The organism is Vibrio sp. TRT 29B02 (assembly GCF_050113655.1).
GTDB lineage: Bacteria > Pseudomonadota > Gammaproteobacteria > Enterobacterales > Vibrionaceae > Vibrio.
The window spans coordinates 32,803-53,654 of sequence record NZ_JBNJOJ010000015.1; the positions used below are offsets into that span (position 1 = coordinate 32,803).

Below are 20,852 nucleotides of genomic sequence, written 5' to 3' on the forward strand. Positions count from 1 at the left end.
TTTTAAGAGAACGTCTCTATGTCTGAACTTATCCAAAATGTGAAAACCGCTTTTGAACAAGTGCTGGGTTACGCGCCAAGCCACATCATCCAAGCGCCTGGTCGTGTGAACCTGATTGGTGAGCACACCGATTACAACGATGGTTTTGTATTGCCATGTGCCATTAACTACCAAACCGTGGTTGCAGCCGCAAAGCGCGAAGACAATATCGTGCGTGTGGTCTCGGTCGATAACGGTAATGCAGTGGACGAATTCGATATCACGCAAGCCATTACTTTCCAGCAAGACAAAATGTGGGCGAACTACATTCGCGGTGTGGTGAAGTGCCTTCTTGCTCGCGGTTACTCGTTCACGGGAGCGGATATTTCAGTCAGCGGTAACGTGCCTCAAGGTGCGGGTTTGAGCTCATCGGCGGCGTTGGAAGTGGTGATCGGCCAGACGTTCAAAGTGCTGTTCAATCTTGAGATAAGCCAAGCGGAAATCGCCTTAAACGGTCAGCAAGCCGAGAACGAATTCGTCGGTTGTAATTGTGGCATCATGGATCAAATGATTTCAGCAGAAGGGCGTGAAAATCACGCGATGCTATTGGACTGCCGTAGCCTAGAAACGGAATCGGTTTCTATGCCCGAAGAGATGGCCGTCGTGATCATCAACTCGAACAAAAAACGGGGGTTGGTCGATAGTGAATACAACTCGCGCCGTCAGCAATGTGAAGAAGCAGCGCGTATTTTCGGTGTGAAAGCACTGCGCGATGTGACGATTGAGCAGTTCAACGAGAAAGAGGCTGAGTTGGATGAAATGGTGGCAAAACGTGCCCGTCACGTCATCACAGAAAACGATCGTACTGTGGAAGCGGCGCAAGCGCTACGAGCACATGACATGAAGCGTATTGGCGAGCTGATGGCCGAGTCTCATGCCTCAATGCGCGATGATTTCGAAATCACGGTAAAAGAGATCGATACGTTGGTGGAGATAGTCAAAGAGGTGATTGGTGACCAAGGCGGTGTGCGCATGACCGGCGGTGGCTTTGGTGGCTGCGTCGTGGCACTGGTTCCTCCCGCACTGGTTGATGAGGTGAAAGTGACCATTGCAGCGAAATACCAAGCGGCTACAGGCTTAAAAGAATCCATCTACGTGTGCCAAGCCAAAGATGGCGCTGGTCTTGTTGAAGTCTATAAGTGAAACAGGTAAGTTACTAAGTAAAGCCAGCTTGCAAACGCTGGCATAGTTCAATCTGGGAAAAGAACAACAAAGAGAAAAGTTCACGATTTTATGAAATTCGATTAGGCAGAACGTGATTTATCAAGTCGTCTAATGAAAAGGCACTATCCGTTTTGGAATAGCTATCGGCACCATCAAAAAGATAAATCCGTAACTGTGCTGTCTCAGCGATATGGTTGAAGCTTGATTTATTAAGGGCAAACGCTACGTTTAAAATGTCATCATCACTTTCAATCTGACCTAAAAACAGGTGTGAAAAGGATGCTATATAGCGGAGTCATCGTTCAATTGTATATACGATAAGAGTACAAGCTCCATAGATTGTGCAAAAGTAAGACATAGGTCTAGTGGGGAAGTGATATGTAATTTTCTGCCGTTTAAACGAAAGTCATGACTAGTGATTAGATTAGAGGACGGTTAACCAAATAAAGTTGATTATTATTTGACTGTTCTTAATAGCTCTCAAATTTTGCGTAATAAATTCTTAATTTAAAGACCTAGTAGGAATTCCTCGCTTTTCTAAAGCTAAGATCGTTGAAAACTTACTTTGTTCTGAGCTGCCTCGTTAGACGGTTTGGCCTCTCGCTGAATTATGCAACAAGGCCTCTTAATGTCGACCTTAGTATCTTCAACTAAGCCCGCAACATGCCGAACTAGAGTAAGGGTTAAATTTAAAAAGTCTCTCACAGAATGGAAGAGACTTTTTGTGTAAAAATCACCGTTTGAGACCGTATTTTACCAACGATATAACAATTTGAATTGTGTGTATGATTCTACTTGGCCTTGTAGCGCTATACTTTAAAGTCAGCTATCAAGGCATTTAACGCAATAGCTAGCTTAGATAGCTCTTGACTTGATGAGTTGGTTTGATTGCTAGATGCAGCTGTTTGCATAGATAAATCGCGAATGCTAATTAAGTTTCTATCAACTTCTTTTGCTACCAATGATTGCTCCTCGGATGCTGTTGCAATAGAATGATTTCTCTCATTAATTAGTGACATTGACTCTGATATAGAAAGTAGTGCTTGTTCTGCATCTTTTGAAAGCGTCATAGTACTGTATGCACTTTGTTTGCTCTTATTCATTGAGTCTACGGCCCTAAATGTTCCTTGGTTCATATCGCTGATGATCACTTCAATATCATCTGTCGATGTTTGCGTTCTGTGTGCAAGTTTGGCGAAATATAATGCACTGTAATCAGTGTCAGGCTGCCACGGAGAAAAACATTATGATGAAAAATAACGTTACCAAAACGTGACCATATTGGTTTGTTCGAGTTGGGTTGTGTGGAGTCAACAACGAATCTTCTGACAGGTTATTCCACTCTTTAATAACTGAGTTAATGTGAGTAGACAGCTCACTGTTCTGCAGTAGCCCCATCTTTTGTTTGAGTTGTAGCTCTTCGATATCCCGAGCCAAGTTAGCGTAGCGAGCTCCTGATGAACGATGCATTTCAGCCCTTTCTCCGAATCTAGCTTGGCTCACTATTCCTGAGATTACCGCTGCGATACACCCAATGAAAATGACAATGTGTTGTTTAGTAATGCACCAAAACAAAACTTGTTCAGGGTTGTGGGTGAAAAACGAAAAAGCTGTAACAAATATAGTTGAATAGATGAGCACGTAGCCAAGGAGTTGCGACAAATCGAAGAGCTTCTCTGCTCTCTTATAATGACCATCACGAGCATCTTTACAACGTTGTAGTCACGACACCAATGCGCTCTCAACCGGAGACGCTGTATTTTCACTTTGTTCTATAGCTTCTTCTTGCATCGTTTATAACTTGTTGAACTTATTGCGAGGGATATTCTATGGCGGTATTAAGTGATGATGAAGATTGTGTGTTGATAAATCTGGTATTTGGATTTTTCACTTGAAAAAACGGGAGTACCATACATTCTTTCCAGGTTTGTTACAGTCGGCACTTTGCTAACTTCAAAGTGCCTTAAAGCTTTCGCATGTAACATTTCAGATAGCTGTTCTTTGACCAAATTTTACTAATCCTGCACTATGCGCATAGTGGCTATTAACAGACATAGAAAAACAATAGCCTGACTCTAGACAAACCTTTAAAAAGGTCAGAAATGGACCCCAATGGTTGGACACATAAGCTAATTCCTTAAGTGGTTGATCCAGCTTATGCAGCGTATCTCTGCCTACCGAAGTAAGCTTCATCAGGGGTGAGGTTATTGAGTCCTTGATGGTTACGCTCTTCATTATAAAACACCATGTAGTTTCCGATTTCAAGCTCTGCTTCTCGGGGCGTGGTGTAAGCCTTTAGGTAAACCTCCTCATACTTTAAGCTTCGCCAAAGTCTTTCGATAAAAACATTGTCCACCCAGCGGCCCTTGCCATCCATGCTGATCCGTATCCCACGGTCGAGCAGGGCTTGAGTGAACTCTGTGCTCGTAAACTGACTCCCTTGATCAGAGTTGAAAATATCAGGTGGCCCATAGTGTTGAAGTGCCTCCTCAAGTGCTTCAAGACAGAAGCTTGTATCCATCGTATTTGATAAGCGCCAAGATAAAACCTTACGGCTAAACCAGTCGATAATAGCAACTAAATACAAGAAGCCCTTAGCCATTGGTATATAGGTGATATCAATAGCCCACGCTTGATTTGGGTAGGTGACTTCGATATCACGCAATAGGTAGGGATAAACCTTGTGCGCTTTGTTTCCAATGGTCGTTCTAGGCTTGGGATAAATCGCCCCAATGCCCATATCACGCATGATCCGAACGATACGTTTACGATTAACCTTATGACCTTTCTTGAGCAGTTCAGTTCGAATGCGTCTGCTGCCCATGAACGGATACTGGAGGTGAATTTCGTCAATCATACGACGCAACTCAATCTCTTCGGTTGAGAGTCCTATCGGCTGATAATAAGCCGTAGAGCGAGCAATATTGAGTAGCTCACACTGACGTTTTATCGGTAATTGGGTGGATTTATCCAGCGAACTCTTTCGCTGTGCCCGATCTAACGACCGAGCACTTTCGCCAAAAAATCATTTTCCATGGTCAATTGACCGATCTTCGCATGGAGTTTATCGACTTCTTCAGTGTTGTCTTTGCCTAGCTGACTTTCAGAAGCAAAGATGATTGCTGCATTTTCAAGCAACTCCTTCTTCCAAGTCGATATTTGGTTGGCGTGTAAATTATACTTCTGCGCTAGTTCAGCGACAGTTTTATCACCTTTAGCGGCAGCAAGTGCCACCTTAGCTTTAAACTCAGGTGAGTGGTTTCTACGTTTTCTAGTCATAATCTGTTCCAGTCATTCTGTGTACTATCAAAACAGATCAATCACTTAAAGTCATGTCCGAAAATAGGGGGCCACTTCTCTTCTGTGATACCGACGGCTTTACCATCAGAGATAATGTAGCCGAGACCACGTGCAATTTGCATTGTCGCCAGAGTGGTTATCAAGGCGTTAATTTGCAGTTTGGCAATCACAAAGCCATTAAGCAAACCAAAAGCAACTCCAGACAACAGTCCAGCACCCACACCAAGAACAACACTGCCAGTGGCATTGATTGCAACGGCAGTGACAACACCAGAGCAAGCTATGATGGAAGCAACGGATAAGTCAAGATCGCCACATGCCAAACAGAATAGCATTGCACACGCTACCATCCCACTCATTGAAATGGCTAAGCCAAGACCTTTCATGTTGATGAAAGTAGCAAAGTAAGGTACGAAAAACACACACAATAAAAATAGACCCGCGAACACCATCAGCATACCGAATCGGTCCCAAATCCCAGCAAAATTCCATGAACGCTTAGCGCCCTTTTCTTCTAGTACTTTTGTAGAGGTTGTTACAGACATAATGATATTCCTTAGTTTTAAGCGGCAGCTGACTCTTCTTTATCTAGCATTGCCAGACGAAGCGCTGTTTGTTCATCAAATTCGTCGCGTTGTAGTTCACCGGTGACCTCACCTTCTTTCATCACAAGAACACGGTCAGAGATGCCCAACACTTCCGGTAAATCGCTGGAAACGACGAGTACGGTTACTCCGTTTTCTGCCAGCTTAAAAATCAGTTCGTAAATCTCAGATTTGGCACCCACATCGATACCACGAGTCGGCTCATCCAACAAAATAACGCTCATTGCTGTTGATAACCAACGTCCAAGAATCACTTTTTGCTGGTTACCGCCAGATAACTTGCCAATGGGTTGCTCCAATGAAGACGCTTTGACATTCAGCGCTTCTTTTTGCTTAGCCGCGTTTGCATTTTCCCATTCAAAGTTAATCAAACTCTTAAGTTTTAAATTCCAAGGACGAGCGCTGATATTAGTGTTTTCTTGCACCGACATAATAGGAACGATGCCATCCGCTTTACGGTCTTCAGAACAAAGAGTAATACCTGCTCTTATCGCATCTTGCGGTGTTTTAATGCCAATTTTCACGTCATGTAAATAAAGGTCACCGGCTGTCTTCTTATCAGCACCAAAAATAAGACGCGTCAGTTCAGTTCGACCGGCCCCGACGAGACCAAATAGACCCAGTATCTCGCCTTGCTTGATATCCAAAGAAACTGGTGCAGTGAGACCTGGCCCTTCGAAATTTTCCAAACGCAGGCCACTTTTACCTAGTTCACGAGAACGGTAGTTATAGATGTCGTTGATTTCACGGCCAACCATCAGTTCAACCAAGCGGTCATGAGTCAGCTCCGACATATCGTGGAAGGACTGCACATGTTGACCATCTTTAAAGATGGTGATGGCATCACACAAGTCGAAAATTTCTTCCATACGGTGTGACACGTACATGATAATCTTTCCAGAGTCTCGCAATTCGCGTATTACCTTGAATAGATTCTGAATTTCACGCTGTGACAAGCTACTTGTAGGCTCATCAAAAGCAATAATTTGTGCATTGCGGCTGAGCGCTTTTGCAATTTCAACCATTTGCCATTGACCAATGGACAGCTCTTTTAGTTGGCAAGAAGGGTCAAATGTTTCACCTAAACGCTCTAACTGAACACGTGCATTGTTATTAAGAGTTTCAGTATCCACTCGGCCTCCTTTTGTCGGTAATTGACCAAGGTAAATATTTTCAGCAACCGTAAGCTCAGGTACTAAGTTGAGCTCTTGATAAATAATCGCGATGCCGTAATCAAGAGCATCATTGGTGGAGTTTAGAGCGACTTCTTTACCATCAATAGCGATGTGGCCTTCGGTAGGCTGGTGAAAACCACTTAAAGTTTTGAGTAGAGTCGATTTACCAGCACCGTTTTCACCCATTAAAGCGTGAACACTCCCCGCATCCGCGCGAAAGCTAACGTTGTTCAAGGCTTTAACACCTGGAAAGTGCTTCGAGATATTTCGAAACTCTAGGTAAGAGGGGGACTTCGCCATGACATTCTCTCCGTTAAATCAGTTGGCGACGGCCAAAGCAGCCGTCACCCAAGTTGAGCTTATAGCCCTTTTTTAGCTAGTTCGTCTTTGAAGTTTTCACGTGTAATAAGAACAACGTCAGTAACCTCAACAAACTTCTCTGGCTCAACGTCTTCTTTAACCCACTTGTAAAGCGATTCGATACTCTTGTAGCCATGAACGTCCGGGCTAGGTAGTAATGAACCATAAAAACCTGTTGGTTGAGATTTTGCCAGTTCGTTCACTGCATCTACGCCGTTGATACCGATACCGATGACATTGTCAGCACCAAAGCCTTGACCTTCCGTCGCGCGGATGCCGCCAAGCACGGTGTTATCGTTCATGCCAACCACAAGCCATTGCTTGACATCTGGGTATTGAACCAGCAGTGAGTTTGCTGCATCCAATGCACCAGGAATGTCATTGGTTTTGGTTGGTACACGATAGATTTGCCCTTCAGGGAAACCAGCAGCTTTTAGGGCAGAAATAGAACCATCTACACGGCGACGTGCTGTATCAAGCTCATCGGCTGTAATTGCCATGACACCTGTTGTAGAAGCATCCCAGTTACGTTTCTGCATCTCTTTGTATAGTTCGTTACCTTGGCGTTCGCCGATTGCGGTAGCCGCCATCATGACAAGAGGGACATTTGTCATCGGCTCGCCTTTCGCGTTAAGGAATTGGTCATCCACGGTAACCACTTTCAGATCATAGCTTTTTGCTTTTGCCATAATCGCAGGACCTAATTTCGGATCTGGAGTACAGATCACGAAACCTTTCGCCCCTTGCGCTGCTAGCGTATCTATAGCGTTTAGGGTTTTTTCGCCATCAGGCACTGCCATCTTAACCACTTCAAAGCCGAGATCCTTACCGGCTTTTTCTGCAAACGACCATTCGGTTTGGAACCAAGGTTCTTCAGGTTGTTTAACTAGGTAGCCAAGTCTCATTCCATCATCTGAGCCGAAAAATGCGTTAGCAGACGCGCTGAGCATTGTCATGCCAGATAGAGCTGCAATTGTGAGTAGTTTTTTTAGTTTCATTGTTATCCATCCACTGGTAGAGGTGAGTGTTCGCTATACATATTTGAGCATTCAGACAAGATTATTAGTGACGAGAATCACAGCAAAAAATATAGCAATTTTGTCCATTCATATAGCCACAGAGGATATGACACAGTTCCCAATCATTCTCCATTATGAGAATAAATCACGATTAGAGCGTGGCAAACGTTAAAATTTATCTTTTTTGAGCAAAAAGTAAACACCTTCAATAATTTGATGCAAGTACCACAAAACATCACGCTCGACGTTTTTGTCCATGAATATAGCGGTGTTCTTTATGGGATAAATGGCAAGCTCTAGCTATAACTTTATGTAGATTTAATTTGCTGACCAAACGTTGGAGTTGTCATGGATACATTGAACACACAGCAGCATGTAATTGGTTTGGATTTCGGATCGGATTCCGTACGTGCTCTTATCGTAAATGCAGTAACAGGCCAAGAAGTTTCCTCTTCTGTCGTTTACTACCCCAGATGGATGAAAGGGCTTTACTGCCAGCCAGCTCAATCGCAGTTCCGACATCACCCGCAAGATTATTTAGATGCAATGACTAGCGCAATTCAAGAAGTGCTAACCACGGTTCCAGCATCAATTGCGGCTTCAGTTGTTGGTATCGGCGTTGACACAACTGGGTCAACACCAGCTCCAGTTGATGAGAACGGTACCATTCTCGCGCTATTACCCGAATTCGAAAACAATCCAAATGCGATGTTTGTGCTGTGGAAAGACCACACATCAGTGACCAAAGCGGATCTGATTAACGAGCTTGCACATTCAGGCCAGTTTACCGATTACACACGCTACATCGGTGGAATTTATTCATCTGAGTGGTTCTGGGCAAAAGCTGCATGGGTAAGCGAACAGGACGATAAAGTCGCCGAACGAGCTTATAGTTGGGTTGAACTCTGTGACTGGATTCCAGCAACTTTGGCAGAAACTCAGCATCCAGAAAAACTGCGGCGCGGCATTTGTGCGGCAGGACACAAGGCAATGTGGCACGACAGCTGGAGTGGTTTGCCAGACCAAGAGTTTTTAAGTGCAATTTCACCAACTTTGGATGGCATGCGTGAACGCATGTTTACCGAAGTGTTTACTTCGGATCAAGCTGCTGGTTACCTGTCTCAAGGCTGGGCAGAAAAATTAGGGCTGCCAGAAGGTATCGCCATTGCGATTGGTGAATTTGACTGTCACATGGGCGCCGTTGGTGCGGGTGCAGGTGCCAATGATTTAGTGAAAGTTATCGGCACTTCAACCTGTGACATTCTCATGGTTGACGCTGACCAAGTGGGCGACCGCACAATTCACGGCATCTGCGGCCAAGTAGAAGGCAGTGCGATGCCTAACCTGCTCGCTCTAGAAGCTGGTCAATCTGCTTTTGGTGACATGTATGCGTGGTTCAAAAATGTCCTGATGTGGCCATTGCAAGCTTATGCGGAGAAACATCCAGACTTCGCTAAAACAGCAGACGAAATTGCTTCTGAGCTACTGCCAATGTTGTCAGATGCCGCTGCACAGCAAGGGATCGATCAATACACACCAGTGGCCATGGACTGGCTCAATGGACGAAGAACGCCTTACGCCAATCAACGCCTAAAAGGTGCAATTTGCGACTTAAACCTTGGCAGTGCTTCACCCGCGATTTTCTCAGCCTTAGTTGAATCTACCGCACACGGCGCTAAAGCTATCGTTGATTGTTTCATCGATCAAGATGTCAACGTAGAGCGCGTCATTGCTATTGGCGGCATCGCCCAAAAATCACCTTACGTAATGCAAATGTGTGCTGATGTGATTGGTCGCGAGATCATCGTTGTCGAATCTGATCAGTGTTGTGCTCTCGGTGCAGCGATATTTGCCGCGGTTGCCGCTGGTGTTTACCAAGATACCAATGCAGCGCAAGCCGTCATGGCAAGCCCTGTCCGTCAAACATACCAACCAAATCCAGGCGTTCAAGAACTGCGCGCGCAGCGCTACGATACTTATCGCCAATTTGGTCAACATATGGAGCAAATTGCGGAATTCCATCAAAAGCAGGAGCGAAAAGATGCCTGAACAAAGCATTTTGAATGAAGTGTCGTCACTATCTGACAGGCTCAAAGCACTTCGTCATCAAGTATGGCAAGCCAATCTCGATTTGGAACGCCATAACCTCGTGACCTTCACTTGGGGGAATGTCTCAGGGATTGATCGCGAATCTGGGCTCGTAGTCATCAAACCAAGCGGGGTGGAATACAGCGATCTCTGTGCAGAAAATATGGTGGTTGTTGACTTGCAAGGGCAAATTGTCGAAGGCGATCTTAATCCATCGTCCGATACCACTACACATCTGGAGCTTTATCGTCAGTACCCAGAAATCGGTGGCATCGTCCATACCCATTCACCACAAGCAACAGCGTGGGCTCAGGCAGGTAAAGCTATTCCAGCTCTAGGTACAACGCATGCAGATTATTTCTACGGACCAATTGCATGTGCACGCGCATTAAGTGATGAAGAGATTGCGACGGATTATGAGCTCAATACTGGCAAGGTCATTGTCGAAACCATCGGTGATTCTGATGTCATGGCGTCACCTGGGATTCTTGTTAAAGAGCATGCGCCGTTCACTTGGGGCAAAGATCCCCATCAGGCGGTTCACAACGCAGTTGTGGTTGAGGTTGTTGCAGGTATGGCACTGCAAACCCTGCAAATCAACGCTAACGTCAGCACAATAAATCCAGCTCTTCTCGATAAACACTATTTACGTAAGCACGGCGCCAACGCCTACTACGGTCAAACCAAAAAATAAGGACACAAGATGAAAGCTTTCAATGAAAAACAAGTATGGTTTGTAACAGGCTCTCAGCACCTTTACGGCCCCAAAGTACTAGAAAGTGTTGCCAACAACAGCGAAGAAATTGTTGCTGGACTTAATGCGGCTGAAAGCATCTCGGTTTCTATCGCAAATAAAGGGACGGTAAAAACACCTGACGAAATCCTAGCGGTATGCCGTGCAGCCAATAACGACCCTGACTGTGTCGGTTTGATGTTGTGGATGCATACGTTCTCTCCAGCAAAAATGTGGATTGCTGGCCTAACACAGCTCAACAAACCATTTTTACACCTTCACACCCAATTCAACGCAGCACTGCCGTGGGATGAAATCGATATGAATTTCATGAACCTAAACCAAAGTGCGCACGGTTGTCGTGAGTTTGGTTTCATCGGCACGCGTCTTAACATTGAACGTAAAGTCGTCGTAGGTCACTGGCAAGACGAGCAAGTGCATAAAGACGTTGATGATTGGTGCCGTGCTGCAATCGGTGTGAACGCGGGTCAACAACTGAAGGTCGCACGCTTTGGTGACAACATGCGTCAAGTAGCGGTCACAGAAGGCAACAAAGTTTCTGCGCAGATTCAGTTTGGTTACGAAGTCAATGCCTACGGACTCGGCGAGTTGAGCGATGTGGTGAATTCAGTTTCTGAAGCTGACGTAAACAGCCTGTTGGATGAATACGCCTCAACATACGAAATGTCTCCAGAGCTATTCAGCGATGCTGAGCTGAAAAAACTAATGGTTCAAGAGGCGCGCTTAGAACTCGGTATGGAGTCGTTCTTGACGTCAGTCGGAGCAACTGCTTTCACAAACACATTTGAAAACCTAACTGGCATCACAAATCTTCCGGGCTTAGCAACACAGCGCTTGATGAGCAAAGGCTTTGGTTATGGTGGCGAAGGCGACTGGAAAACCGCAGCGATGACTCATATTATGAAGGTCATGGCGCAAGGTAAAGAAGGCGGTACGTCTTTCATGGAAGACTACACCTATAACTTTGGAGGTAAAGGCCAGGTACTTGGCGCGCACATGTTAGAGGTTTGTCCGTCGATTGCTGCTGCAAAACCAAAACTGGAAATCCACCGTCATACTATCGGTTGCCGTTGTGATATTCCACGATTGATTTTTAGCGGCGCGTCTGGCGAAGCACTCAATGTCTCCATCATTGACCTTGGTGACCGCTTCAGAATGGTGGTGAACTTATTAGATACAGTAACGCCACCACAATCACTGCCGCACCTACCAGTCGCACATGCTCTGTGGGAACCACAACCGAATCTAAATATCGCGGCGGCAGCTTGGATTCATGCTGGCGCAGCACACCACTCGGTATATAGCCAAGCGGTAACATTGCCAATGCTTGCTGACTACGCAGAGATCCTGGGTATTGAAATGGTTGTTATTGATAACAACACCAACCTACGTCAATTTAAACAAGACCTTCGTAACAACGGGGTTTACTACCGTTGTTAATGTACCCAATGAACGTGCTCCCTGAGGGGAGCACTTTGGAGCCTACTTGTGAATGATACAGATGTAGTTACTACTCCAATTTATCAATTGGATAAATCATGCTGGGTACTTAAGCTCGCCAGTGCGCACCCCACGAGTTTTGAACTTCAATACGATGGTGAAACTCATTATGTTGGTGTTATTGAGGTTATGAATAACGGAAACCTGATTTCTGTATCGGAAGCTAACTGGAAGTTTCGTCACAAAACGGATCGGCTAGAGCAGTGGTGTCAGGTGCAACATTCAGAAACGTTGTCGATTAACATGAATTACCATTTTTCGGGCGATGCACTGGTGATTGAATACCTAGCGCGCAATAGCGTACCTACACGTTTAGATATCCGCCACGAAATCCAACATCTACCGCGCCCTATTGATAAGGAAGCAACCCCTAAACCTCACTTCCCTTGGCAACATAGAAGAGACGGTCTGCCGAGTGACTTTCTATCCAAAACGGAGAAGACCGATTTTTTCAGAGAAGCGTTTTCTGCTAAACAGTGGATTATTCTGGATAAACTGTGAGGAATCACGGTGACACTTTATTGTAGCCAGAATAAACTGACATAAACCTCAATGTAGATAACGCATGCAAAACAATGATCCATTAAAGCCCGGGTATAACTTTGACGCTCACCTTGTGGCTGGCCTCACTCCTATTATTGAAGGAGATGAGCTAGATTTTGTCATTGATCGACCAAATGGTATGAAAGGTTTCATTATTAACCTCACCAGCCAAGGAGAGGGTACTATTTTCCATGGTGATGAGGCTTTCGATGTAAAAGCGGGTGACTTACTGCTCTTTCCACCGAGTACGACTCACTTTTATCATCGCAAAGAAGACAATGCCTCTTGGTTCCACCGATGGATTTATTTTCGTCCACGTGCATTTTGGAACGAGTGGCTTTGCTGGCACGAACAGCATAAAGGGGTATATCTAACCAAGGGAATAGAAAGCAGCACGGTTTCAATGCTAGAGAAGCTATTTATCGATATAGAATATATTTCTAAATCCGATATGCCTTATCGCGATGATTTAGCGATCAACCTTCTTGAACAACTGATTATTCGCTGTAAAAGTATCCAGCCAGATGTCGTCAATAAACCTCTCGACCCACGTGTGATTGAGGCGATGAACTATATGACACAAAATTTAAGTCAAAGTTTCTCTCTAGAAGACATTGCGGATTTCACTTGTTTATCCGCTTCACGTTTAGGTCACCTATTTCGTGATGAAGTTGGTATGACGATTACTCAATGGCGAGACGATCAACGAGTCAGCCGAGCTAAGCAACTCTTGGTGACCACCAACTATTCGGTTAACAGGATAGGCAGGGTTGTCGGCTATACCGATCCCCTCTATTTTTCACGAGTCTTTAAACGCAAGTCTGGTGTTAGCCCTAAGCTTTATAGAAAGCAAATCACTTAGTCGCGCAAGAAAATTTCTTGCTTTTCCACATAATAAACTCGGCATATCGCATGAATTACCAATTGCTCGCTTTAGACCTTGATGGTACGGCACTCAGAAATGATCATACTTTAAACCCTTGGGTGAGAGACTATGTTCAAAAAATTGTAGATAAATATCATATTGTGGTCGTTACAGGTCGCCACCATACAGCAGCAAAACCTTATTATGACCAATTGGGTGTTACCTTGCCGATTATCTGTTGCAACGGTGTTTATCAATACAACTATTTAAATCAGCAGGTTGAAAGCGGGACACCAATTCCCCCAACTTTGGCTAATGCGTTCCTGCAACTCACTTTTGACTATGACTTAAAAATAGTGATGTACACTGATTCGGGTATGGCGGTTTGGGACCAAGACCCTATGCCATATATCTTACCTCTAAAACAATGGGCTGATAGTTATCCCATCGATAAACGACCTAATATTTACTTTGTGGAAAACCTAGTTCAAGAACAGCAAAGAGCGGAATGTATTTGGAAGTTTGTGGTTCAAGGCAGCACGAATAACTTCAACCAGTTTTTGCAAGAAGAGCTGGTCACCACTCATTTTTCTGGTTCTATTTCAGGAAACAACCGAATTGATTTAGCCATTAAAGGACACAGTAAAGGCCGAGCGCTACTGGACTATGCATCAAATATGTCGCTTGATATGAATGGAACTGTTGCGATCGGGGACAATTTCAACGATGTTTCAATGCTTTCTATGGCGGGTTGTGGTGTCGCGATGCTAAATGCTAGCGAGAAAGTACAAAACTCCGCTGATCGTTTGACGAGTACGGACAATCAAGGAAAAGGGTTAGCGTTATTATTAAAAGAACTCTTCCCAATGTAACATACTAGGGGTTATTTTACGATTCAGACGTAATCCATGATTCGTTAATTTACGTAAAAACTCTAAGAAGGTTTTGTCCAAAACCTTGCTAGATATTGATCTGCACTAAGGGAGAGCAAGCAAAGGTGAGGTTAGAAGGCTATGCAATCAGCTATAGGGCCATAGGCTTGTGATCCTATCACTAAGTTGAATATGAAGCCGTTGCTTAAATGTGAGTAAGTTTTTACGGGTCGTTTAGATTGAACAAGATTGCGCAAGTCTAAGCAAGTTTGCCATAACTATATTGTTCTACGATATCTGTATCTTTTTGAACACTATGGTCTTGTATCATATTGGGTTACGATGTGGTGGACAAAAGGAAGTTATTCATGCGAAATAAATCAGACATTAAACCTTCAGAAAAAACAGTTGAAGAAGCAATTCAGATAGCGAAAGCAACTCAGCGCCCTGGTCAAAAAAAGGCTGAAACGCAGCTTATTGCCCAAGGGATTGAAAAAGGGATTACCCTCTACAAGAAGCAGCAAAAAGTTAAAGCAAGGGCTGCGGATAAAGCGAAAAAGCAAGAGGCTCACAGTAAAGCCAGAGCGAAAGATAAAATGGATAGTGTTGAGTTACAAGTTACTGAAACAAAAACTTCCGTTCTACCTTGGGTGCTATTAGCTTTGTCCTGGGTTGGATTTATTGCTTTTTACTACTCAAATACTTAGATCTTACAGTTCTAAGTACCTCTTTTAACACTGGGTTTGTTTCTGACTCGCAATTGATTGCATTTAGCATACCTTTGAGTAGCGCATTTTGCTTTTCTAGGTTCCCATTATCGAGTCTCAGTTCATCAATTGTCTGAATTAATTCTGCTTGTTTGAGAGTTACGTTTGGACTCTTTTTAACCGCTTTAGGTATCCCTCTAAGGCGATCTTTTGCGTCGGCGAACCCACCTGCAATAGACTTATACGTACATAAAGTTTGGCGAGTGGTCGTGATGCCGTGGCTTTCTTTAAGGTGCTTAACCAAAGTCTCCCAACCTAATTTGCCTTGCCATGTGATTAATGTCTTTTCTACTTTTCGAACATCACTCATGCTCAAACTTGGTTTTGCCATTATAGATCTCCCCACAGTTTATCTAAGAATGCATCCGTTTCTTTGTCTCTTTGTGTTTTTTCTTTCTTGTATTCAAGGAGGCTTAAACCTTCTTGAATTTCTTCATCCATAATATCAAGTTGTAGTTTTCTGTTTGATATGGATTTTGTGGTTAAGTCTGCAATGCGTATTTGCTGCACATCGGTGATAACTCGCACTACTGAACCAGGGCGAATAGACTTATCTTTCAGAGTGTCTATTAGTTGATGTAACAAGTAAGTATTTGCCTTATGCATTTTGAACCATTGCTTTTGATTCTTATTGTTTTTCTTGGGCGACGATAGATGAGAAATCAAACGTCCACATTGAATCTCGTAATCATCTTCTAATACCCTTATGCCTGCTTCATCATGAGCAACATGACAAGAATTCTCACAGAAGGTGCATTGCGTTTCAAATTCAGAAAGGTAAGTGCATGGCGAGTAGCGTAAATCTTTGCTACAGAAGCCTACAGAGGTTCTACTAGTAGCGCCGTCTACTAGCCTTCGTTGCTTGGCGTACTCTTGCTCTGAAGTTACAGTGATGTTTTCCACTTTAATTTGCTCAGTCACCATTGGGATACGAGCCAATTTATCCTCTTCGCTTTCATGGATATAGTGAATTAAATGCTCGGAGTCTTGACGCCCAGACCACATGTTGAGAATGTAGTCAGGAACCCCATTGATATACCCATTATGATTGATGAAGTGTCGTAAATTGTGAGGTGTAACTTTTAAGCGTACAGAGAAGTTAAAGTCTTTGAATAAATTACCCTGAGTTAATTTTTTGCGAACTAATCCTACGATTGTATCTGCTTTGATTAGTTGATAATAACCACCATCACCATTTATCGAGTAGCCTGTTAAGCACCACATGGCATTTAAAATTAATGTTTTGTTTTGACTTTCACCCATGGATAAATCTGGAAAGCTTGGCCAGTCACGAGTCATAATTTGGTATATGTACTGTTGAAGCTCATTAATTGTTGTGAAGTTCCTGAATTTTAACTTCGTTTGTGTAATTAGGCTTGAGTTTGAGGATAACTGTTTGTAACCGAGCAATTTACCTAACCCAGAGGTTCGGCCGAAGAATACCTTAAAATCGCCACTAAACTCTGAGACGTGTACCGTGGATTTATTTTTATTGGGTCCATCGATGTTTAGTTTAAAAGTATCGCCTTGGTAGAAGCCTAATAAGTATCCAAGTTGTATAAAGTTTGGTGTGTCAGACAATGTTAGTTTGGCTGTATCTAAACGCTCGGTTAAAGAATCATTTATGACAGGGAATAGTTCCTTAATGGTGCTTTTTTGATTTGTCCAAAAAGCGGCTAAAATGCGATAAGGTGCTGTAACTAAATCGAAATATTCTATTCCACGTTCAAGTTGTTCAGCAATCCATGAGCCCACGTGGTTCTCGTTATCCTTGTAATTTTTACTCCCTTGCCACATTAGGGAGTGCAGGGTTACATCGTTGCCTTCCTTATCTTTAGTTTGGAACTTTAGAAGCTCTTGCTTTTGAAGTGTAATAACCTCAGCACACATTCGGTTTGGAGAAGCTAGGCAGAGAGCTGAATAAATCGACATTAGTGCATTCGCTTGACTTGTATTAGGTGAGGTATCCCATAATGTTCGATCCGTAGGGATGGTTTGACAAAAAATATCGCCCAGAGCGAGCACGCTTGATACATCGGGTAATTTTTTTAATCGACGTTTATGTCCATCATATATTCCACCATCCGAGATTGCTTGTGGTCTAATTAGCTCACAATACTCATTTTTTACGCACCAGTTAATAAACGCATTAAAACGTGCGAGATTAGTTTTAGAGGAACTATTCTCTATGATTCGAGAGTAATTATTTTGAGTTAACTCATGTGGTTGAAGGTTCAAAAGTGTAAGGGAACCCATTACTCTCCGAGATGCACTTACAACAGTATCAATATTGCACGACTGCAACTTATGGTTTAGGAATAGTGCCAAAGCCATTTTGGTTTCATTAGGTATTAACCATGATCGCTTTAACTTGGTTTTTGGGTATACTTTCTGGTCAGTATTGTGTGTATTGTGAAATATTAAAACGTTAGATTTGTCATTAGTGGGTTTTATCTCCAATTTATTACTCAAAACTTTAGGGAAAGGACTGCCATCAAGATTCTTTATTCGAGAATCCCATTTAGCATTCTTAAAGTCTTTAATGAGCTTGTTAAGGTATCGATTAATCATGCTTTCCTAACTCTACTTGCTTGTATTGTTGGCACTTTTTAATCGTAATAGCAATGTAGTCAATAGCTTTCTTAAGACGCTTTAAGGACTGTTCCGACTGACCATTTTTTATGTTATATTCATATTTCTTAGTGGCTCTATTTAGTTCTGATTGGTGATCTGCATTGCTAAATGCATTAAAATTATCACAACCATAGCAACTTAAAGGCACAGGAAGCACTTCTCTACAGCCAGAGCACCTTGTACTCTCTTCATGAGCCCCAAAAGCTTCCCCATATTCATTAAATGCCACGTCATCGTCATTGTTCATTTGGTCTTGAATACGTACTTTACCAAAATCAGCTAACGCTGCGTTTTTTCCTAATGTTTCATCAATCCAAAGCCGCTCATCTGGCGTCATATCAACGTAAAATCTAACGGTACTGACACTAACACCAGTAATTGCAGCTAATGTGTGAGCATCGACACCTTCTCGCGCCATTGAAGTCAGTACCGTATGGCGGATACGGTTGTTACCTGTAACATTTTTTTTAGGATTAGGAACTCGCTCAGAGAAATACGCAGGTCTTAAAATGTCGTTAGCAACAGTAGTTGCTGCATATTCCAATGACTCTTTTGTTATATGTCCCGCAAGTGTGTCAGATGATAAATAGCTAAAAATATCTTCTTTGGAATCAAATTGCGTTGAGCATAAAAGATCATTGTATGATGGAAATAGCGGGTATCGTTTGAACAGTTCTTTCTTTTCTAATTCGGTCAGTGTAATTCCTTTTTCGTTCAGTCTGTACAGTTGCTCTTGAAACAGCTTGATGCTGAACTTCATGATAAGCTGACTATGCTTGCGATTAAGCAAGTGTAAATCCAAATCTAAATCTGTACGTGGAGGTAAACTATTTTTTGCTCGGTAGGTTTGCAGCTTTAGCTCATCGTAGTCCATGAGAATATCCGCATTGTTGAATTCTGCATCAAAATCGCCATTGACCGTTCTGAAATCACCCATTTTAATCTGGCGTAGCTGTATAGGTCTTCTTAATATCGATATCATCAGAACCCAGAGCATGCCGCCTTGTAAAAAGGCAACGTAACTATCTCCATGCTCTGCATAGAAAGGACGCTCTTTATTTAATACCTGATTCATTTTTTGAGTCAGGAGCCGCATTCCCTCCATTATTGAGTCAAATTCCGTTGAGGTATGTGCTCCTACCTCTGGATCTAGATGCTTTCGTGAAACCGAGGCTGGTTTATAGCTTTCGCATTGGTTGAGATAAAATACATTGAGTGCTTGACTTTGAAACTCCCCACTTTGATTTATGTACTTTCTTATTGCTGTTTTGAATCCGCTTTTGTAGCTATCTGGAGCATACTTATCAAAAGCCTCTTCGAAATCTTTAGGGGTGTATGAATCAATTGTATTATTTAGAATTAGTTTTAGTACTTGAATGTTTTTTATAAAAGAACCTCTGACAAAATGAATTGCTCGAAAAGCCAGAAACGAAATCATGTCTTCTTTTTGTTCTAGTGAGATTGGAGCATCATGAATAAAGGACAAATTTTCTTTCCATTTGATATCGAGTTGCCATTCAAGTGCAGCAGGGATAAACTCAAACGCTTTGTTTTTAGCTGTACGCGGAAGATAAAGCTCTTCCCTTAGTTTTATTACTTGCTTCAATGGCATAACGACTTAATCTCCAAAATACATTTTGTTTTGGTAGCGCTGCTTGATATCTCTCACTTTCTTGAGTGAATGCCTAACATTATAAACTTCAGCCATTTCTGACTTCGCACTCCAAGTCATCTGATCTTTGCGTAGTCTATCGGTTTCAGTATTCGATAACCCTGCAGCCTCAGTATCCTCACTGAACTTTTGGTTCCAGTGGTGTCGGATTTGATGTGGTCCAATCGTCACCTTTCGGCCTAATTTTTTAGAAATGGCTTTTGAAAGTACTTCAAATATGTAATTAAACCCAGTTATCGAAAGTGGCTGACCAGCCGTGGTTCCCCATTCAGAAATTAAAATAAAATCATGGTTCTCTGACATTGGGTATTTAACCCTCTCTTCTTCGATGTATTTTTTGATGTTGAGCATAATTTCGGGTTCGATTGCTACCTGACCAGACTGACTTTTTTGTGTAGGGCGGTGCTGTCTTATGTCATCTCTATTAACGCGATTTTCGATAACGATTCGTTCAATATTTTCATCACGCAAATCAGTGATTTTAGTTTGGAGAAGAGCTCCTCGACGTATGCCAGTGTCGAAAATAGTATCAATGATGATTCGATTTCTTATTTGCCCTGATTTGAACGGATTCTCAGGATTACCAACTTGAATCATATCAAATAAAGCCTCTAAAACTTCCTCATCAAAAATAGGTTTATCGATATCAATGACTTTCTTATTTTCGGTTTTAGCTTTTTTGATTTCTAAGCTTAAGTTCCTCATCGTATTTTTATAATTAAGCACAGTGTCAGTATCAGTAAAACTCGTGTGGATGCGTTTGTGCAAGTATTCGATGAAGCTTTTCATTGATAGCATTCTTGCTGCTGCTGTACCATTCGCAACTTTCTCTGCCTCAAATGTCATACTTTTTAGGGCTGGAGATATAAAGTCTTTCGTAGAAAAAGAAACAACCTTACTGCTCGTTTGTTGTTGAATGATTTTGGCTTTCTTGAAACAGTGGGTAGAGAAATCTAAAACTTCATTGAATGTAATGTATCTACCAGATTCAACGCGTCTTGTTACATCAATTCCATTAGTAATGAAGTATTTAAGAGAAAAGAGTAAGTGCGCGCTCTCTGTTTCTCGTGAGCGAATAGTGTTGTGCTCTTTTTCTTTACAGATGTAGTTGTTTGCCCAATTTATGGTTATGTTATCCGTAATAGGCAGACCTAGTTCATCAACAAAGAATACCTGCTGTACACCATTAACATTTACTTTGTTGATCATAAAATCCATTACAAAAAAAAACCGTACATTATTTAGGTTATTTGAGTCTAGTTTGCTTTGTGTTTTTTGTAAAGTTAAGAACTAAATTGGCCTTTTTAAATCGGATTTTGAGAGGATAATAGTCTAATTTAATTCTTTACGGAAAATTTTCAGTACCGAATGGTTTGACCGGGCTTTTGCGTAGCCTTGGCAATTTTCATTGCTTCTTGTTGTGTTTCCTGAGAGGGAACAACTTTGTTTTTCATGTTGATAGGTCTAGCTAGATCAAGGATGCGGATATCCTAAC

General features: G+C 42.6%; 16 protein-coding genes and 3 pseudogenes. 8 read left to right on the plus strand and 11 right to left on the minus strand.

Translation table 11 applies throughout. The features are described from left to right. Positions 1-18: 18 nt before the first annotated feature. Entirely contained in the window at positions 19-1,182 is a 1,164-nt protein-coding gene (gene galK, locus ACQEXT_RS10970; RefSeq protein ID WP_426952038.1) for a galactokinase, read from the plus strand. Between the two features lie 830 nt (positions 1,183-2,012). Here the strand turns inward: galK and ACQEXT_RS10975 are convergent. The 6 genes and pseudogenes from ACQEXT_RS10975 to ACQEXT_RS11000 all read right to left on the minus strand — a co-directional run. Next, a pseudogene (locus ACQEXT_RS10975) lies at positions 2,013-2,384 on the minus strand (methyl-accepting chemotaxis protein); the annotation flags it as partial. A 40-nt stretch (positions 2,385-2,424) separates the two neighbouring features. Beyond that, positions 2,425-2,865 (minus strand): SLATT domain-containing protein, encoded by a 441-nt coding sequence (locus ACQEXT_RS10980; protein ID WP_406708072.1) that lies wholly within the window; start codon positions 2,863-2,865, stop codon positions 2,425-2,427. Positions 2,866-3,358: 493 nt separating this feature from the next. Next, a protein-coding gene (locus ACQEXT_RS10985) for an IS3 family transposase (RefSeq protein ID WP_176703863.1) occupies positions 3,359-4,482 on the minus strand; the annotation gives its coding sequence in 2 pieces (ribosomal slippage) (positions 3,359-4,230 and positions 4,230-4,482; 1,125 coding nt in all). 71 nt (positions 4,483-4,553) lie between these two features. Further along, positions 4,554-5,048: pseudogene (locus tag ACQEXT_RS10990) on the minus strand (ABC transporter permease subunit); the annotation flags it as partial. Positions 5,049-5,065: 17 nt separating this feature from the next. Next, positions 5,066-6,583, minus strand: coding sequence for an L-arabinose ABC transporter ATP-binding protein AraG (araG, locus tag ACQEXT_RS10995; RefSeq protein ID WP_176703864.1), 1,518 nt, complete (start codon positions 6,581-6,583; stop codon positions 5,066-5,068). 59 nt (positions 6,584-6,642) lie between these two features. Continuing rightward, on the minus strand, positions 6,643-7,641 hold the full coding sequence (locus ACQEXT_RS11000) for an arabinose ABC transporter substrate-binding protein (RefSeq protein ID WP_176703865.1): 999 nt from the start codon (positions 7,639-7,641) through the stop codon (positions 6,643-6,645). A 369-nt stretch (positions 7,642-8,010) separates the two neighbouring features. On the opposite strand from ACQEXT_RS11000, the gene ACQEXT_RS11005 reads away from it, so the two are divergent. From ACQEXT_RS11005 to ACQEXT_RS11035, 7 genes are all read left to right on the plus strand, one after another. After that, the gene (locus ACQEXT_RS11005; protein ID WP_176703866.1) at positions 8,011-9,711 is read left to right on the plus strand and encodes a ribulokinase; all 1,701 of its coding nucleotides are present in this window, start codon (positions 8,011-8,013) and stop codon (positions 9,709-9,711) included. Then, complete coding sequence (locus ACQEXT_RS11010) at positions 9,704-10,444, plus strand: L-ribulose-5-phosphate 4-epimerase (RefSeq protein WP_176703867.1); 741 nt, start codon at positions 9,704-9,706, stop codon at positions 10,442-10,444. The genes ACQEXT_RS11005 and ACQEXT_RS11010 overlap by 8 nt, the downstream gene beginning before the upstream one ends. Before the next feature lie 9 nt (positions 10,445-10,453). After that, positions 10,454-11,944, plus strand: a complete 1,491-nt coding sequence (gene araA, locus ACQEXT_RS11015) for an L-arabinose isomerase (protein ID WP_176703868.1) — start codon at positions 10,454-10,456, stop codon at positions 11,942-11,944. A gap of 48 nt (positions 11,945-11,992) precedes the next feature. After that, on the plus strand, positions 11,993-12,505 hold the full coding sequence (locus tag ACQEXT_RS11020; protein ID WP_176703869.1) for a hypothetical protein: 513 nt from the start codon (positions 11,993-11,995) through the stop codon (positions 12,503-12,505). 64 nt (positions 12,506-12,569) lie between these two features. Next, positions 12,570-13,409, plus strand: coding sequence for an arabinose operon transcriptional regulator AraC (araC, locus tag ACQEXT_RS11025; RefSeq protein WP_176703870.1), 840 nt, complete (start codon positions 12,570-12,572; stop codon positions 13,407-13,409). Between the two features lie 50 nt (positions 13,410-13,459). Beyond that, entirely contained in the window at positions 13,460-14,284 is an 825-nt protein-coding gene (locus ACQEXT_RS11030; RefSeq protein WP_176703871.1) for a Cof-type HAD-IIB family hydrolase, read from the plus strand. 368 nt (positions 14,285-14,652) lie between these two features. Then, on the plus strand, positions 14,653-14,991 hold the full coding sequence (locus ACQEXT_RS11035) for a DUF2956 family protein (RefSeq protein ID WP_050634003.1): 339 nt from the start codon (positions 14,653-14,655) through the stop codon (positions 14,989-14,991). Here the strand turns inward: ACQEXT_RS11035 and ACQEXT_RS11040 are convergent. From ACQEXT_RS11040 to ACQEXT_RS11060, 5 genes and pseudogenes are all read right to left on the minus strand, one after another. Further along, positions 14,963-15,382, minus strand: coding sequence for a hypothetical protein (locus ACQEXT_RS11040; RefSeq protein ID WP_264403528.1), 420 nt, complete (start codon positions 15,380-15,382; stop codon positions 14,963-14,965). The two genes, ACQEXT_RS11035 and ACQEXT_RS11040, sit on opposite strands and share 29 nt — an antisense overlap. Next, positions 15,382-17,622 (minus strand): hypothetical protein, encoded by a 2,241-nt coding sequence (locus ACQEXT_RS11045; RefSeq protein ID WP_264403527.1) that lies wholly within the window; start codon positions 17,620-17,622, stop codon positions 15,382-15,384. The genes ACQEXT_RS11040 and ACQEXT_RS11045 overlap by 1 nt, the downstream gene beginning before the upstream one ends. Beyond that, positions 17,615-19,297 (minus strand): hypothetical protein, encoded by a 1,683-nt coding sequence (locus ACQEXT_RS11050; protein WP_349954044.1) that lies wholly within the window; start codon positions 19,295-19,297, stop codon positions 17,615-17,617. The genes ACQEXT_RS11045 and ACQEXT_RS11050 overlap by 8 nt, the downstream gene beginning before the upstream one ends. A 6-nt stretch (positions 19,298-19,303) precedes the next feature. Beyond that, entirely contained in the window at positions 19,304-20,566 is a 1,263-nt protein-coding gene (locus ACQEXT_RS11055; protein WP_349954043.1) for a site-specific integrase, read from the minus strand. 161 nt (positions 20,567-20,727) lie between these two features. After that, a pseudogene (locus tag ACQEXT_RS11060) lies at positions 20,728-20,811 on the minus strand (DUF2956 family protein); the annotation flags it as partial. Positions 20,812-20,852: the final 41 nt, after the last annotated feature.